Source organism: Paenibacillus allorhizoplanae (assembly GCF_927798215.1).
Taxonomy (GTDB): Bacteria; Bacillota; Bacilli; order Paenibacillales; family NBRC-103111; genus Paenibacillus_E; species Paenibacillus_E allorhizoplanae.
In genome coordinates this window covers 142,485-159,365 of record NZ_CAKMMW010000010.1, presented here as the reverse complement: position 1 = coordinate 159,365, position 16,881 = coordinate 142,485, and the positions used below count along the sequence as shown (strand labels likewise).

The 16,881-nt window shown below is 42.1% G+C and carries 15 protein-coding genes; 5 read left to right on the top strand and 10 right to left on the bottom strand.

Features of this window, described 5'->3' with window-relative positions; translation table 11 throughout:
- Positions 1-62: 62 nt before the first annotated feature.
- From L6I86_RS18100 to L6I86_RS18075, 6 genes are all read right to left on the bottom strand, one after another.
- Positions 63-1,667, bottom strand: a complete 1,605-nt coding sequence (locus L6I86_RS18100) for a response regulator transcription factor (RefSeq protein WP_236289303.1) — start codon at positions 1,665-1,667, stop codon at positions 63-65.
- Positions 1,664-3,421: a sensor histidine kinase gene (locus L6I86_RS18095; RefSeq protein ID WP_236289301.1), complete on the bottom strand. Its 1,758-nt coding sequence runs from the start codon at positions 3,419-3,421 to the stop codon at positions 1,664-1,666. The genes L6I86_RS18100 and L6I86_RS18095 overlap by 4 nt, the downstream gene beginning before the upstream one ends.
- Before the next feature lie 129 nt (positions 3,422-3,550).
- Positions 3,551-4,435 (bottom strand): carbohydrate ABC transporter permease, encoded by an 885-nt coding sequence (locus L6I86_RS18090; protein WP_236289300.1) that lies wholly within the window; start codon positions 4,433-4,435, stop codon positions 3,551-3,553.
- Between the two features lie 83 nt (positions 4,436-4,518).
- Positions 4,519-5,481: an ABC transporter permease gene (locus L6I86_RS18085; RefSeq protein WP_236289298.1), complete on the bottom strand. Its 963-nt coding sequence runs from the start codon at positions 5,479-5,481 to the stop codon at positions 4,519-4,521.
- Between the two features lie 171 nt (positions 5,482-5,652).
- Positions 5,653-6,414, bottom strand: a complete 762-nt coding sequence (locus tag L6I86_RS18080) for a glucose 1-dehydrogenase (RefSeq protein WP_236289296.1) — start codon at positions 6,412-6,414, stop codon at positions 5,653-5,655.
- A 24-nt stretch (positions 6,415-6,438) separates the two neighbouring features.
- Positions 6,439-7,716: a glycoside hydrolase family 1 protein gene (locus L6I86_RS18075; RefSeq protein WP_236289294.1), complete on the bottom strand. Its 1,278-nt coding sequence runs from the start codon at positions 7,714-7,716 to the stop codon at positions 6,439-6,441.
- Between the two features lie 299 nt (positions 7,717-8,015).
- Here L6I86_RS18075 and L6I86_RS18070 point away from each other — a divergent pair, with 299 nt between their 5' ends.
- Complete coding sequence (locus tag L6I86_RS18070; protein WP_236289292.1) at positions 8,016-8,825, top strand: SDR family NAD(P)-dependent oxidoreductase; 810 nt, start codon at positions 8,016-8,018, stop codon at positions 8,823-8,825.
- 227 nt (positions 8,826-9,052) lie between these two features.
- Here L6I86_RS18070 and L6I86_RS18065 read toward each other — a convergent pair whose 3' ends face one another.
- From L6I86_RS18065 to L6I86_RS18055, 3 genes are all read right to left on the bottom strand, one after another.
- Complete coding sequence (locus L6I86_RS18065; protein WP_236289290.1) at positions 9,053-9,622, bottom strand: 50S ribosomal protein L25; 570 nt, start codon at positions 9,620-9,622, stop codon at positions 9,053-9,055.
- Positions 9,623-9,720: 98 nt separating this feature from the next.
- Positions 9,721-10,662, bottom strand: coding sequence for a DUF1861 family protein (locus L6I86_RS18060; protein WP_236289287.1), 942 nt, complete (start codon positions 10,660-10,662; stop codon positions 9,721-9,723).
- Positions 10,643-10,927, bottom strand: a complete 285-nt coding sequence (locus tag L6I86_RS18055; protein ID WP_235550500.1) for a helix-turn-helix domain-containing protein — start codon at positions 10,925-10,927, stop codon at positions 10,643-10,645. The genes L6I86_RS18060 and L6I86_RS18055 overlap by 20 nt, the downstream gene beginning before the upstream one ends.
- Before the next feature lie 208 nt (positions 10,928-11,135).
- Between L6I86_RS18055 and L6I86_RS18050 the strand changes: the two genes are divergently transcribed.
- From L6I86_RS18050 to rpoZ, 4 genes are read left to right on the top strand one after another with little or no spacing between them, the layout of a single operon-like run.
- The gene (locus L6I86_RS18050; protein WP_236289285.1) at positions 11,136-12,326 is read left to right on the top strand and encodes a glycosyltransferase family 4 protein; all 1,191 of its coding nucleotides are present in this window, start codon (positions 11,136-11,138) and stop codon (positions 12,324-12,326) included.
- Complete coding sequence (locus tag L6I86_RS18045; protein WP_236289283.1) at positions 12,326-13,432, top strand: glycosyltransferase; 1,107 nt, start codon at positions 12,326-12,328, stop codon at positions 13,430-13,432. Before L6I86_RS18050 ends, L6I86_RS18045 begins: the two co-directional genes overlap by 1 nt.
- Positions 13,425-14,504, top strand: a complete 1,080-nt coding sequence (locus L6I86_RS18040; protein WP_236289281.1) for a mannose-1-phosphate guanylyltransferase — start codon at positions 13,425-13,427, stop codon at positions 14,502-14,504. Before L6I86_RS18045 ends, L6I86_RS18040 begins: the two co-directional genes overlap by 8 nt.
- Before the next feature lie 49 nt (positions 14,505-14,553).
- Positions 14,554-14,763: a DNA-directed RNA polymerase subunit omega gene (gene rpoZ, locus L6I86_RS18035; RefSeq protein ID WP_236289279.1), complete on the top strand. Its 210-nt coding sequence runs from the start codon at positions 14,554-14,556 to the stop codon at positions 14,761-14,763.
- A gap of 64 nt (positions 14,764-14,827) precedes the next feature.
- Here the strand turns inward: rpoZ and L6I86_RS18030 are convergent, their stop codons facing one another.
- Positions 14,828-16,864 (bottom strand): alpha-galactosidase, encoded by a 2,037-nt coding sequence (locus tag L6I86_RS18030; protein WP_236289277.1) that lies wholly within the window; start codon positions 16,862-16,864, stop codon positions 14,828-14,830.
- Between the last annotated feature and the right edge of the window lie 17 nt (positions 16,865-16,881).

Here is a 16,881-nt window from a genome sequence, read left to right as displayed (position 1 = left end):
CATATCCTTCAATGAAGTGGGCGACTAACACTCTACCGACATCATAATAGCGTTTTCACGACTTATTGATCTTTGTTATTTTGACTTCGATATTCCATTGGCCCTAAGCCAACGTGCTTCTTAAATAGTTTGGTAAAATAGGAAAAATTCGTGTATCCCAGCATCGACGCAATTGAGCTTACAGGGCGTTCTGTATGTGACAACAACTCTTTGGCCACTTTGACTTTTTCAATCACAATATAATCTGATAAAACGTACCCCGTCTCTTTTTTAAAAATTCTCGTTAAATAATCGGGATGTAAAAAGACTTGGTCTGCGATCATTTCACGGGTCATATCTTGATCCAGGTTATGCGAGATATATGTTTTAACGATCTGAACTATTTTCTCTGTCTCTTTGATCGCTTCTGCATGGATCATTGCTTTGTTAACAGCATGACGAGCCCAGATGAGCATATCCATGATGGACCGCCCCGCAGATTCCGAGATTTGTCTTGATTCTTCATCACCAAATAATTGATTGGCTTCAATCCCTTTCAAGTTCAAAAAGGAATATACAACTTGGGTAAAATTTTGATTGAATTGGTGTAAAATATCAGCATTCATTCCTTGGTTTTTGACAAGACTGTCCAAAAGCGTTTCCACTTCATGAACGACTGCGCCCTTCGTCGCTGTTTTCATAAGTGAGGCGACTATGCTGAGTGCTGGCAGCTTTGCCTGAGGCATAGAGGTGCCGTTATCAGGCTGAAGATAGACTTGGTTTACGAAGGCAACATTATTCCGATCTTGTCTCCTTAACTCTGCTACCATTCCGGCCATTTCATAAGCTTCTACGGCGTTTCCAAAATAACAAGAGAGATCACTATAAAAATATTCGTTACACGAATCGATATATTGTTCACAAGCTCGATATAGATATTCGTATTCCCATTTCGTCCCCCTATTTGCGACCATAATCAACAAGAGCATTCCTCGATCCAAATGAAAACATATGCCATTTGAACCTTCACCAATGATCATTTCTTCGGCTGAATTTTTAAGGGCATACGCTAGAATCTTCTCATCTCTTCGATTCAACTCTTTTTTCCACTTTTGAACCGAAATGAGAATAGGGAGAAAGACCGATTCTTCCGTTATAGGAATGTGATGCAATTCCACTTGATCTCGTATCGCGGAGGGCTGGCTAGGTATTGAATGGTTGATTAAGTCCACCCAGAACCTTTCAATAATAAAGGAATGGTGCTTGAGCCATAGTTGATGGGATTGACTGTTTCTATTGAACTCACTGTTTCGATTTATGATGTCCTGCGCTTTTCGAATGGCATTTTCCAAGTCAGCTGCACGTACAGGCTTAAGTAAATAATCAACACTACCAAGCTGAAGTGCTTCTTTTGCATACTTAAAATCAGCATGACTTGTGAAGAAGATCGTCGCTGTATTCGGATGATGCTCTCTCACCCAAGTCAACAAATCAAACCCGCTTCCTTGGGGCATTTCGATATCACACAGCAAGATATCGATTCTTTCCCTTACAAATATTTCTTTGGCTTGTCTGACATTAATAGCTGTGTGCAATCTGCTGATGCCTAATTTATTTAGATCAAGGTCAGATTTGACCCCTTCAATGGCCAGAACCTCGTCGTCTACAATGAGAAGATGAACATTCATCTGGTTTCCTCCAATCCTGGGTTTGTAGGGATAATCATTTCTACTCTTGCTCCAAAGGTATCTTGATCGTTATCATAAACGATAGATGCGACTTCACCGTACAAGAGTCGTAATCGCCGTTCCACATTCCAAATCCCAGTATGCTCCCCCCGTTCATTTTCCACACTTCTGCCTGCCTGTAGTTTTTCAAGTATGTCGCTCTTAAATCCTGGTCCTGTATCTCTTATGCTTATTTTCATTCTGGAGCCATGCTCTTCAATCAGAAATTCAATCTGAACCTCAATAATGAGCGGCTCATCCAACGTAACGGCATGCTTAATTGAATTCTCTACGAAGGATTGAATGACGAGTGGTGGGATCGGGACATCTAATAAGTATTCCGGCGAGTGGATTGTCCACTTCAATTTTTCCGGAAAACGTAAGTTCTGGATCTTTAAATAATTTCGCGTATGTTCAAGCTCATCTTTAAGCGGTACGAAAGACGTATTACTCCGGAACATAAATCGGAAATATTCGATCAAGGACATCGTCATATCTAAGATCAAATCATAATTCTTAATCTTAGCAAGATTATAAATAATATTGAGTGTATTCAAAAAGAAATGAGGATTAACTTGCAGCTGAAGCCGCTGTAACTCCTCCTTTTGCTTATTCAACTGCTCCTCATAGACGTTAACTCGGAGCCGTTCAACCTCAGACATCATGGCATTAAACGCCCCGCCCATTAGTTGAAATTCTCCCGAAGTATTGCTAAGCTCTACCCTACTGCTCCAGTCTCCTTCTCGAACTTTCTTCATTGTGCGCAGTAATCGATAAAGTGGCACTAAAACAGATTGTCTCATGGCATAAAGACCTATAGGGATAAAAAGAAATGCAGCAATCGTGATAAACCAAACAATGGACTGCAGATAAGGAAGCTTAGCTAAAATATAATGATCGGGTATCAATACATTTAAACTGAAATCTCCTCGATTTGACAGAGCCCCAACCACAAGAAATTTCTTTTTCGTGCCTGAAATATAATATTCATTTACCTTCTGTTGAAGTTCAATCCCATATTCACTTACTAGTTTTGAATTGGAAATAGGTTCTCCTTGCGTATTGGCTAATAAAACCTCTCCCTCTTCTCCAATTTGAAGCGAACGAAGGGGGGTTACCATTTCCTCCGTATTAATCAATGCGCCAAGGTAGGTGTCCCCAGCACGCACAATATCAACAAGGTAATTAACTTGGTCAATTTGCACGTATTTCCAAACGTAAGAAGATCCACCCTTTGAAAACAACTCTGAACGAATATATTCAATTAAATATTTTTCAATAATGTCATTTCCCTTAATGTCTGAAGCATTCTTCTTAGAAACAGTTAAGAAATCTTGCCGATGATCTGTATAGGCAAAGAATGAAGTAATCGGATCGTATAAGTTAATATCCTTACTTAACTTGTTAAACAAATATATTTTGGCACTGTAATACTCTCCATCAGCTTCCTCCTGGCTAAGCGATAACAAATCGTAGCCTGTACCGGCAACCGTACGCATATACGAATCGATGTCGTCTAATTGAGAATCACTCTGGTCCGTATACAGGTTTAACGTATTCTTATAAGAATCCGCAACCTGCCCCCTAACGACATGAATAGCATAGTAGTTGTTGTATAAGAGCATCCCCACCAGCGGCATCGTCATTATGAACACGCTGACGATTAACTTAACTCTCAATGAGGCTCGTCTCCAGTACCATGCGGGTGTATTCATGTCGTTTTGGCTCCTTTTGTTACTTAAATTTAAATTTCAGATCTATCATACTCTTATAAGAACTGGCAACGCCACAACCATAATAAGTCAGTTGTGGCGCCATCGCATATAGGAGAATCATCCGGTACCTTATCCTTTTACAGCACCAATCATAATTCCTTTGATAAAATATTTTTGGAAGAATGGGTACGCCACCAAAATTGGGAGGACCCCAATGACGGCAATGGCCATTTTCACAGCATCCGTAGGCATTTGTTGCATAGCATCACTTGCATTATTCGTCATATTCGTGCTTATGAATTGGATATCCTGCATGATTCGATTCAGCAAATTTTGTACACTGTACAGATTAGGATTGGTAATGTAGATCATGCCTAGCTGCCAATCATTCCAGTACATGATACATTCAAAGAGCCCGATCGTTGCTAATATAGGACCAGAGAGTGGAAGCACGATGGACCATAAGGTCCTATATTCGCCGGCTCCGTCTATTTGTGCAGATTCGATCAAAGCACTAGGAATCGTCGTCTGGAAGAAGGTTCTCATCAACATCACGTAAAATCCGTTCATCAGGAGCCCCGGTACAATCAGTGCCCAGATCGTATTTTTAATATGAAAGATCTGTGTATACACCAAGTAGGAGGGAACCAGTCCTCCATGAAACAACATGGTAAAGAAGACGATAAACATAATCAAATTGCGATACGGTGTAACACTTCTGGATAACGGATAAGCCAAAAGTGCCGTCATGGATACTCCTAAAACAGTTCCTACTACCGTAACAAAGATTGTCACTCCGTAAGCCCGGGCGATCTCTCCCCCTCTATCGAATAAATATTCATACGCAGCCGTACTAAACGTATGAGGGATGAACGAATAACCATACGCGATGATATCATTCTGATCCGTTAACGAAGCGGAAATGAGCAGTATGAATGGGAGAATACAAATGACGGTGAACAAGAACATTGTGATATGGCTGAACCATGTCAAACCTCTATTCTCTTTTCTCATGGTGTCTACCTCCTTAAAGTTTTCTGCGATACTTCCTGAATATGCATCTTGACGAGCAGAAAACTCGCTTCGGAAGCATTCACTTAGAACAATGCGCTATCTTTGCTGTATAGTCGCACCATATAGTTTGCAAGCATAACAAGTAAGAATCCAACGAGAGATTGATACACCCCTGCTGCTGTGGACAAGCCAATATCCCCATTGCCCGTTAAGCCTTTAAATACATACGTATCAATCGTGGCTGTTGTATTAAATAATGCTCCAGAATTCATTGGAACCTGATAAAACAAACCAAAATCAGAGTAAAAAATTCTTCCGATACTGAGCAGCGTCAGCATGATAATGACCGGTGTTAGAATCGGCAAGGTAATATGTCGGATCTGCTGCAATCGGCTTGCACCGTCGAGTCTAGCAGCTTCATAATACTCTTCATCAATTCCCATCAATGCTGCAAAGAAAACAATGCTCGAATAGCCAACACTTTTCCAGAAGTGAACCAACGTTAAAATCCAAGGCCAATACTTTTCCTCGGTGTACCAAGAAATGCCATCCTTTATTCCGAACCACGGAAGTACGGTGTGATTCATGAATCCCGTATCTGCACTTAAGAGGGCATAAACCAAATAGCTGACGATGACCATGGAAATCAGATGCGGCAGAGTGATCACACTTTGATAAAACTTAAGCAATACTTTGTTTTTAATCTCATTCAACAAGATTGCACAGGCTAAAGACAAAAAGGTTCCAACAACTATAAACAATAAATTGTAAAGAATGGTGTTTCGGGTAATAATATAAGCGTCCGATGTCTTAAAGAGATATTCAAAGTTTTTAAATCCAATCCAGTCACTCTCTAAAATCCCCTTAGCAAAATTTATTTTTTTGAAAGCAATGACGATCCCGAGCATCGGGATATAATTATTGAACAACAGGTACAGAAGTCCAGGGGCCATCATAATTAGAAGTGGCAGGTATTTACGGAAACGGTTTTCTTTTTTCTTATACGGGATACCCGCCCGTAGTACAGTTGCTGATGCTCTTTCCATCTTAGAAACCCTTCCTTTCTGTTTATTATTTCTCTAATGTCTTACCTTGATTTTAAGGGATACGATCTCGTCCATCTAACAATCTAACGACAACATAGTAACGTTTTAACGACTTTCGTTGCCTCGAAAAAAAAGACTGATCGGGAAAAGCCCGTTCAGCCATTCATTTGTTTAATACGACGTCCAACCACCATCAGCTGCGATGACAGTCCCATTCACAAACTTTGAATCCTCAGATGCAAGGAAAAGAGCAACGGTAGCAATTTCACTCGGGTTCACTGGTTCGCGCCGTTGCGTGCCCGCTCCATTTTGGAACTCCTTTAAAGCTGCCATGTCGATATTGCCCATGGAATCCATGATACTGGTTAGAACACCGCCTGGTGCAATAGCGTTACAGCGAATGCCGGATTTCGCGTACATATAACCAACATTTTTGGTAAGCCCCACAAGACCGTGCTTGGAAGAAGTATAGGCAACTCCACCTTTGCCCCCAGTTATTCCAGCCGCGGACGCAATATTTACAATGACGCCCTCTCCTTGTTGCAACATGAACGGAAGTGCTTTGCGAATGGCACGCATTGGACCTGTCAAATTAATCCCTATTACCCGGTCCCACAAATCGTCTTCGATTGTTTCGATTAATCTGAAGCCATCCATGATTCCTGCATTATTTACGAGAATGTCGACGCTTCCAAATGCTTCAGCAGCTTTGTCCACCATCGCCTGGATATCCTTTTCCTTCATGACGTTAGCGACAACGCCTATAGCTATACCACCTTTTTGATTAATAGCGTTAACAACTGCTAAGGTGGCTTCTTCATTCATGTCCGCCACCACGACCTTGGCGCCCTCCCCTGCATACAGTTCTGCAATCGCTTTGCCAACACCTGAAGCGGCTCCTGTTACTATCGCTACTTTATTTTGCAGTTTCATACCCATTTCCCCTTCTTCCTCTTTTTAGATCGCGTTTTCTTTAGCAATTTCCCCAAGATGGATACCACTTGGCTTAGTGGTACGCTCCTGCGTGTTACGGTCCACTTCAATTAATCCGAAAGTCTTGGAGAACCCAAGCTGCCACTCAAAATTATCCATCAAGGACCAATGCATATAGCCCAAAACTTGGAATCCGTCCGTAATACAGTCTTGAACACCTTTCAGGGCCTGATTAATGAAAGCAATACGCCGGGTATCATCATCCGTTGCTATCCCATTTTCAGTAATCATAATCGGCATTTTTAGATGCGTGCTAACATATCGGACAACTGCCCCCAGTGCCTCCGGGTAAAATTCGTTCCCCATTTGTGTCGTCTCTGCATCATCAGGCACGGGGAGAAGGCCATCTGGTCCATACACAGCACGCGTATAGTTTTGTAACCCGAAAAAGTCATCCTCATTCAGGTATGGAACAAATTGAACAAATTCCTCTTGCCATGCATCTCTCGCATTTTCTTCACCGCCAGGAACACTTTGGATGTCGTAGAGTGACAAGGTAACTCCTACTTTGGTTTGCGGACTAATCTGCCGAATAGCTGCTCTTGCTTCCACATGCGCTTGAAAAATAACTGCCAAGCCTTCCTCCGAACGTGGAGCTAAAAACGAGTGAACTTCGGTAGGAGGGACTCCAAACGCTTTACTTAGCCCCATAAAGTATTTTTGCATTTTCTCCGCCATGTTCTCCATATTCATGCCGACTTGAGCACCAGGCGAACCAGACTTGAGCGCGTATCGCTTCATAATCTTCTTAATCCCGATGGAGATATTCGCCTCATTAATTGTACATACGTATGGGATCAACTCGCCTAATTCACGCATGACATGTGCACAATATCTTGCAAAACGGGCAGGGGTATCCGCCGACTCCCAACCCCCAAGCCGAATGAGCCATTGTGGTGAGCTGAAATGGTGGAGCGTCACAATCGGAGTTATCTTATTTTCTTTACAAGCAAGTAGAACTTCCCGATAATGTTCAATTTCTGAAGCTTCGAATTGCCCCTCCTCTGGCTCGATTCGAGCCCATTCAATGGAGAATCTATAGGAATTCAATCCCAATCTAGCCATTTCAGTAATATCGCTCTTAAAACGGTTATAGTGATCTACCGCGCTGCCTGATGGTTCTTTGAACACCGATCCTTCCAAGTTTTCCATCAGCCAAAAATCAGAATTCGTATTATTGCCTTCCACCTGATGTGCTGCAGTGGATGCCCCCCATAAAAAACCTTCTGGAAAACGTGCCATGTTTGCTCCTCCTCAACCTCTATTAATTGCTACAACTTAATTTTATAAGGATCTTATAGTGGCAACTAACAATCCAACGACTCTTCACTAACGTTTTGACGACTTTCTAAAAACACAAAAAAGACCTAATGCTAGGCCTCTATCAATGAAAAACATTTATTATAATAGTCGTTTAAGTACCATTATGATGTCGTTAAAACGTTAGTGAAAAGACAATGATTGACGTAAAGTTAAACTGAAAAGTTATACTGTGAAACCCGAATTACTAAATCTATTTGAATCTTAGGAGGATTTGATTCATGACAGACTTCACTAGTGTACAAAACAAAGTTGCCATTGTTACTGGCGCTTCAGATGGCCTTGGTAAGGCAATTGCAAAGTGCTATGCAGAAAATGGGATGAAGGTCATTGTATCTGATATTAATACCGAAAAGGGTTCTAAGGTAGTAGAAGAAATTAAAGCGACAGGTGGAGAGGCATCTTTCTTTCGAACGGATGTCAGCCAAGAGGAAGATGTAAAAGCAATGGTCGACTTTGCTATTGAAACCTATGGCCGTCTAGACGGTATTGTAAATAACGCCGGAATTAGCGCCGAGAGTAGGCCGACTCATGAATATTCAATATCTGAGTTTGATAGGTTAACATCTATTGACCTAAAGGGTGTCTTCCTGGGAATGAAGTTTGGAATCGAAGCGATCCTCAAGTCGAAATCATCATCAGGATTCGTAGTCAACGTTGCATCTCTAGCTGGTATATTAGGCAATAGTTCCATGGCTATTTATACTTCGGCCAAGCATGGCGTTGTAGGTCTGACAAAAAGTGCTGCACTCGATTATGCACCATACAACATTACAGTCAATGCGATATGTCCGGGGACCATCAAGACTTCAATTTGGGGAAATGCACCCGAAGAAGTTATTCAACAGTATGCAAAGTTGCTATCTCCGAATGGAAGACTAGGTGATCCAAAGGAAGTTGCACATTTAGCCTTATTTTTAGCCTCGGATTTGGCTCGTTACATTAGTGGTTCAGCCATCACTGTCGATGCTGGCTCAAGCGCTGGTAAGCTTACTCCCACTCAATGGGCTCATCCCGAAATATTGGAATAAATGCACTATCATTCACAGTCCAAATGGGGAAACTATTGAGTTTATTGAAGATGTTAATTTTGATATGTCCACTAAAACCCATGTAAATTAAGTTTTTCAGATTTTACTCAACTACATTTCCGCAAGCTTCTTCATCGCAAGGTAAAAAAACAAAAAAACCTTACAGCAGGAAGTATCTAAGCTCTTCATGAACTTAAATACTCTCCGCGGTAAGGGGATGATTTCTATTATGCTGTTGCTTCGACTTCTTCATGCACGGTTTTGATTTGAATCATAACCGTATTCGCATCCGTCAACACTTCAATGCCATCCTTGAAGATCAGGTCAGAAACGAGAAGCTTGTCGCCAGTATCAAGGCCACTGATATCCACTTCCATGGAAGTTGGCAAATCACCAGGCATACAACGCACTTCTACTTCATACATTTCGATCTGCAGAACCCCACCGGATTTAACTCCGATTGCCTCTCCAGAAAACTGGATAGTAACTTTGCTATCCATCATTTCAGTCATGTTCACATGATGAAAGTCAATATGCAGCAGATTGCCCGACATCGCATCCTTTTGAACACTCTGAACAATGATCGGAATAACTTTCTCATCGGATGTATTTCCTTGCAGGATAGCTCGTGGATGTTTCTTCAAAATATCCAGCATTTCTTTTTCATTTACTTCTACAGACAAAGTATCTTTACCAATCCCATACAACACAGCCGGGATGCGTCCCTGTTTTCTTGCTTGATTCATGTGGGACTTTGTTTCACCAGTGCGCTTGTTCAATTGAATAAATTTACTCATTTGTTTGTTTCCCGCTCTCTTTGACCATAAATTCTTGTCAAAATGATTATAACATGACCATAAAATCTAGTCAAACTTTGATGAAAACCCACCCGTTCCTATTCATACTCCATAAATGGATCAGGGATCTCTATCTGATAAGCCTCTGCATCGCTAACACCAACAGAAAGGACTGCTCTGCCATTGCCAGACCGTATAAGCCCACCGCTAAAAATGACATCCTCTAAATCTGGCCGTTTGCCAGGTCCTCTTGGAAAATCACTTCTTGTCGCTATAATTTTCATGGGTGTTTTCTCACAGGTCTCAGGGTTTATCGAAAATACCATGGAATAATAATGCTTATTTCCAACAGTATCAAAGCAGGCAACATGTCCCAGTACACCCACATGACCATTCCCCAGCAAATGTGCTTCGTTCGCACCTCCCCATTCTTCGGAGACGAATTGCTCTTTAAGAATTTCTGCATGGATGAAGGTTTGCTCATTGAGCTCCTCCAGCGAGTTGATGATTGTAAATCCAATTTGCCCTCTTCCGCCTCTTTCTCCTTGCGGTCTAGTAAATACACCTACTCTACCGCCCTTAAGCTCAATGAGTCGAATATCCTTCATCGTACCGGGTCCAGATGAGAAGTGACATAATGTATCTATTTGATATCCGCGATAAAATTGAGTAACCCACGACACAATCTTACTTGGATTATCGACAGCTGTAATGACTTCAACTCCGCCAACGATTAGTTCACCTTTGATGATGGTCATGCATGGATCCTGTAAGTTATAAGTGTGTGTATGTATGCGGGGGCTCCAAACCTGATTCTTGCATGTAAAAAAGAAGACTTGAGAGAACTCGCTATCCCGTTCCTCAACTCTTCCTAAAATGACTTCCTCCCCGTCATACTGAAACGGGGCCGTTATATTGTATACATCGCGATTTCCAACCCCTGAGAATACTAGTTTCTGTACTTTTGTTTCTCGGGGGCTTGCATAAAACGTTTCCAGAAGCTGTTTACAGTTCTCCGTTTTAATCGATTTCCTTGTCATTGACGTCCTCCTGATAATCCATCGATGCATCTATCGTCCAATCACTTTCCTCATCCATTTCGATGCCAATGAGCTGCCCAGGCTGGACATTAAAATACAGACAAAGCTTTAGCAATAAATCCCTAGGATACTGTACCATCTCATCCTTATACATACGACGAACGGAGTCAAAGTGGTAGTTAATCTCTTTAGCGAGCCTACGTATCGATAATTTAGGATCGTGATTTTCCATGACTTCTTTTAATTTACTGCGTATGACTGACACACATACACCCCCTCAATAAATATATAGGGTATGTCATGGAGAGTCAATAAATTGACAAGAAAAAATGGTCATGTTATAGTGAGAACAGGAAATAATTTTGAATTTTCTGAAAATAACATACTCCTTCTCCCAAAAAGAATTAAAGATCTATCTTTAGATTCTTTTTTTTGTGTTCCAAAAATCGTGATTCAACATGGAGGCTCCTTATATGAAGTTTACAAGCAGCAATCGGAATATCGTTTTTCTAGGTACTAGCCTACCGAGAGAATGCGGCATAGCAACATTCACACAAGATCTATTAGATGAACTAAAACACATCAAGGGCTTTAACAAACCTCGTATTATTGCAATTAATAACAACGAAACTTACGACTATGAAGACCAAGTGACGAGGGAAATTGACCAACATAAGCTGTCAGATTATATAGAGACAGCCGATTATCTTAGCACATCAGACGTTGATCTTCTCGTTATCCAGCATGAATTCGGTATATACGGCGGAGAAAGCGGTGAATACTTGATTCCATTCGTCGAGAGACTGACTATACCGTTTGTTGTCATTTTTCATACCGTGTTAACGAAACCTTCTGCCAAACAGCGTCACATCATGAATCGAGTTGCAGAGCTAAGTGTTACAGTTGTCACGATGGCGCAATCTACAGTAACGGATTTGATCTCTATTTATGGCGTTGATGCCTCCAAAATCGCATTCATTCACCATGGCGTCCCCCATGTCCAAACCGGATCAAGATCAGAGCTTAAAGAGCAATACGGCTTTGCAGGTCGGAAAATTTTATCTACCTTTGGATTTTTAAGCCCTGGTAAGGGAATTGAGTACAGCATAGAAGCCATGCGAGGAGTGGTCAAACAGCATCCCGATTCACTCTATATGGTTTGGGGGAAAACACATCCGGTCGTTAAACAAGAAACAGGCGAAGTGTACAGACAAAAGCTGGTGGATCTTGTGGAAGAATATGATTTAACACGAAACGTTCACTTCGTCGATAGGCTTCTAACGCAGGATGAAGTCATTCATTCACTGGTCATGTCAGACATTTATATGACTCCTTATTTAGGCAAGGATCAAGCTGTTAGCGGTACCTTAGCATACGGAGTTGGCTATGGCCGGGTTATTGTCTCCACACCGTATCGATACGCCGAAGAAATGCTGGCAGATGGCAGGGGCTTATTGGCAAACTTTCGCGATTCGGCCTCTTTGGAAGCTTGCATCCTTCAATTATTGAATGACCCTTCAAAAATAGCTGAAATGGAGAATCGTACACTTGAACTCGGAAGAACCATGCTGTGGAACGAAATTGCCAAAACCTATGCCGCCATCTTCCAAGAAAAAATAATTGATTCAAAATCAACTAAAGTGAAACACTTAGGAGTGATTTAATGCAAGTACAAACGATACTGCAGTTTAAGGCTGATTACCTGCGAAGGATAACAGACGATACGGGCATTTTTCAACATACCAAGTTTGGCGTACCCGACCGTTCCAAAGGTTATACGACCGACGATAACGCACGGGCATTAATCGCAGCCGTTTTATTGTATAGCAGCCAAAAAGATGCCAGTACGTTAGACCTCATTCATACTTACGTTTCCTTCATTCACCATGCACAGAATACAGATGGTAATTTTAGAAACTTCATGAATTATAACCGCTCATTCATCGAGGAAAGTGGCTCCGAGGATTGTCAGGGACGCACACTATGGGCATTAGGATTCGCGCTCACCCATTCCTCCTTGCTGCCCGATAATGTACTTAATACGTGTCGTTATTTAATCAATCAGGCATTACCACATATCGAAAACCTAGGATCTCCTCGTGCGGGAGCCTATGCGATAATCGGTCTAAGTTATTTAATAGAAACCCCTAATGCTTTAACTTACTCCTTCCCCTATCTCCACACGCCAAATACCGCAGAAGAAAAGGCCTTTCTACCAAGAGCATTCATTATCAATTTGATCGAAAAAATAGCGGCCCGACTGCACAATCAATATGTACGTAATAAGGGAAACGGTTGGAATTGGTTTGAAGACAGCCTTACCTACGGAAACTCCATGCTCCCATGGGCACTTTTAAAAGCATCACATATCTCCAATAACATTGGTTTCAAGGAAACCGCTAAAGAAAGTCTGGATTTTCTAGTATCCAAAACCTTTGCTAAAGAAGGATATTATAAACCGATTGGCAGCCATGGCTGGCAGTTGCGTGATGAAAAAGCTGCCCTCTACGATGAACAGCCCATTGAAGCCTGTGAAATGCTTCTTACGTGCAAAGAAGCCGCGATCGTGCTCCAAGACCCAGCTTATCTGAAGATAGCTGCCTTATGCTATGAGTGGTATGTAGGCCATAATTCATTACAAACCTCTCTCATAGATCCTCAAACAGGAGCTTGTTATGATGGCATTCATGCCACTGGACTGAACCTTAATCAAGGCTCTGAGAGCATCATTTCCTTCTCCATTGCCCATTTGGTGATGCATCATGAATAAATTTGCTACCATCCTTGCAGGAGGGGGCGGAACCCGCTTCTGGCCGCTGTCTAGACAAGAGATTCCAAAGCAGCTTCTAAATATTAGCGGCAATGATATTATGCTCAACGATACGATCGAACGATTCAAAGGCATTATCCCTCAGGAAAATACCGTTATTGTTACGAATCGTTCTCAAGCGGTTTTGATGGAGAGCATCATGCATAGCAGTGTTTCGAAAAGCAATATTTTGATCGAGCCCGTTGCCAGAAACACGGCTGCAAGCATACTTTTCGCGGCATTATCTATAGAAAAATCACACGGAGACTCCTTAATGGTCGTATTGCCTTCCGATCATTATATAACCGATGAAGAACAATTTCGGCTTACGTTAGACGAAGCCTGTACGGTCGCAATGGAGACAGATAAAATCGTTACTATCGGAATTAAGCCTACATTTCCATCGACCGGGTACGGTTATATCGCCTTTGATAAAGAACCTATTAGTTCAAATCCTGTGGCTGTATACGAAGTATCTGAATTTGTGGAAAAACCGAACTTCCAGAAAGCCCAGGGCTATCTGTCATCCGGTAATTATTTATGGAATAGCGGTATTTTCATTTGGAAAACTTCCGTCATTATAGATAATTTCAAACGTTACCTGCCTCGGCTTTATAAGACAATGCTTCCAATCAGCGATTATCTAGGCACGAATCAAGCAGATGAAATCATTAATAACATCTATCCAACACTTCAAAATATTTCGATTGATTACGGGATCCTTGAGCGCTCCGACGAAGTCGTTGTTCTTTCTGGACAATTTGGCTGGAATGATATCGGCAGTTGGGATGCACTCGGTTCGATCTTCCCTCCAGATCTATCGGGAAACATTATTAAAGCTAACCATATGGGGATAGATACACGAAATTCAATCATATACGGAAATGGAAGACTAATCACGACAATTGGCATAGACGGCTTCATTATTGCCGATACTGGGGATGCACTGTTAATATGTCCAAAAGACAAAGCACAATCTGTCAAAGATATCGTAGACTTGCTGAAAGAAAACGGAATGACGGAGTATATTTAATTCCGTCATAGTCCAGCAAAAAAATCAGACAATGGATGAGGTAAATGGCATGTTATATCCTTCAATTGATAAACTACTTGAAATTGGTAGCAAGTATTCGCTAGTTGTTGCTTCGTCCATGAGAGCAAGATCTCTACGAGACGGTGCAAAATCAGAGTTGAAAGGTCAAAAGTCTCACAAACATGTGGGTGTTGCGTTAGAAGAACTTTACGGCAACTATATCGGTTTTGAGAAAACGGAGACGGAGATAAAAAAGTAAACAGCTATACCTACCAACTGACGTCATCGGAGGAATTCGGTGGCGTCAGTTGTTTATATTACTTCTACAGGACCAACTTAAAAATCTTTGACTCTGCCGGTTCCAATTGAACGCTTATATCTCCTGTTGACTGAAGGATAGTTTTCTCCCAAAGATCATGCAGCCAATACGTCGCATTTTTGGGCAAACCCAAACGTTCAATGGATATTTGTTTCTCAACCATTGCCTCTTTATTAAAGTTAAACACGGCTATCAAACAGTGGTTATCCGCCATTTTGAAAAACACATGATCAGAAGCAGCATCTGTATTTCCCTCAACCGGAACAAAAGTTTTTCCTGTCTCTGCAATTTGTAGTAGCTCAGGTCGACTCAACCAGTCCTCTGCCCTAGTTCTTGCTTCCTCATTTCGGAAATCATCCCCCATGAGGAGAACCGTCCCAGCTATTAGAGAAGCATTCAGACGACTCCTACCTTCCTGTATCATTGTAGGTTCTTGATTGAAGCTCTTATATAATACGGTATGGTCCGGATCATTGTAAGGGAAGAGGGTCCCATTCATCCACCAACCATATGTGAGTGAGTTCAACATATACTCCGTATCCTCGAGAGTACCGAAAGCATCACATGAAATGCGTCTACTATGAGCATATTGATGTGGGAACATCGGTGCAATCGACAAATTGATAAAGAATGGGCGCCCAATTACCATGGGATCAAGCCTAGTCTTGATCAAGGCCATGCCAAGGTTATACGCTTGAAGTCCTGTGCGGATTTCTTTATCGAAGTGTATGCCTTCTAATGCACCGTGACCAAGGAAGTCGAGTTTAATATACGCGAAGCCCCATCTTACAAACCTTTCAAGATACCACTCCGTTCGCATTAGATTGCCAGGGTGGGAAGGATCAATCGCAAGCCCTCCGTCCAACTCAGGTAAAATTTGCCCCTGATCATCTCTTAACAGAAGATCTTGGTAGGTATATTTGCCATCAGTTCCTTCCACAACTCGATCGAAATCTTTCCCCCAGAATGCAAAAGGAGTCCAATATATGCCTGGTTTTTGACCATTGTTTCGAACATGACACACAGCGTCCTCGAGCTGCTCCTGGGATAAGTTCGTCCAGAAGGAATCGAAGTTTATATAGACAGTCCCCTGATTATGAAACCCGCCATCGTGCAAACTCTTTAAAAAGTCCGACGTATGGGTGTAAAGTTCATAGTCGAGTTCTCCCCCTGCCGCCGACCAGCTATTCCATCCGAACGGAACGCCATGGTTCCATTGAAGAGGTGGGGCTATCACGGCATTGGCCTTTCCGTATTCCTCCAGTCCGGTCCTGTAATCCGCAAACATGCCCACAAAGATCCGCGGTGAAGCAATTGTTTTGCCAATTAGTGTTCCGTGAAGCATGGAATCGCGTGTGTACTCACCTGCTGTTCCACCATATACCTCCAAATGGTGTATGGCGGTTCCTTCACATCCGACTACTTTGATACCGGTTTTCCAAGTATCATGGGTAACAGAACCAACAACAAACCCATTTCTCGATACAGGTTCAAAGATAGCCGTTATCTCGTAACTTTCTAACTGATTCGGCATCGCGATTGATTCGTAACGCACCCACTTGTCATTATCAAAAGGCACCAACAGCGCACGTAGTTCCTTTTCCTCCATGTCTAACGAAATCGCTGATGATCCCTTAGTTGGATTCACCGTCAGTGGTGACATATAGTTCGTCTCCAAAACTTCCGATGTACCTTCCAGCTCAACTTGAACGAAAAAATATGATGCTTTTTCATAGAGCCAAAAAATCTGCTTCATATCTGGAAGCCGCTCAGCGGAATGAATCACAGCGAAGCAACAGCCCGTGCCGAAATCATCTTGGATCATTTGCGTTCCGACCAGTTTGTGCTCCGAATAATCGGTCGAAGCAACGTATTTGCCTTCTACCCGCGCTGCGCTGTAGGCACTGCTCAAGCGGCTCCCGGAATCCCATTCATATTCAGTTAATCCGCTTGCCAAATCGACAACAATTCGGCACAACCCATTTTCTACAACTACTTGCCCGTTCAACTCTTGAAAGATAATCGTACTGGCTATCATCATGATTCGCTCCTCCATGC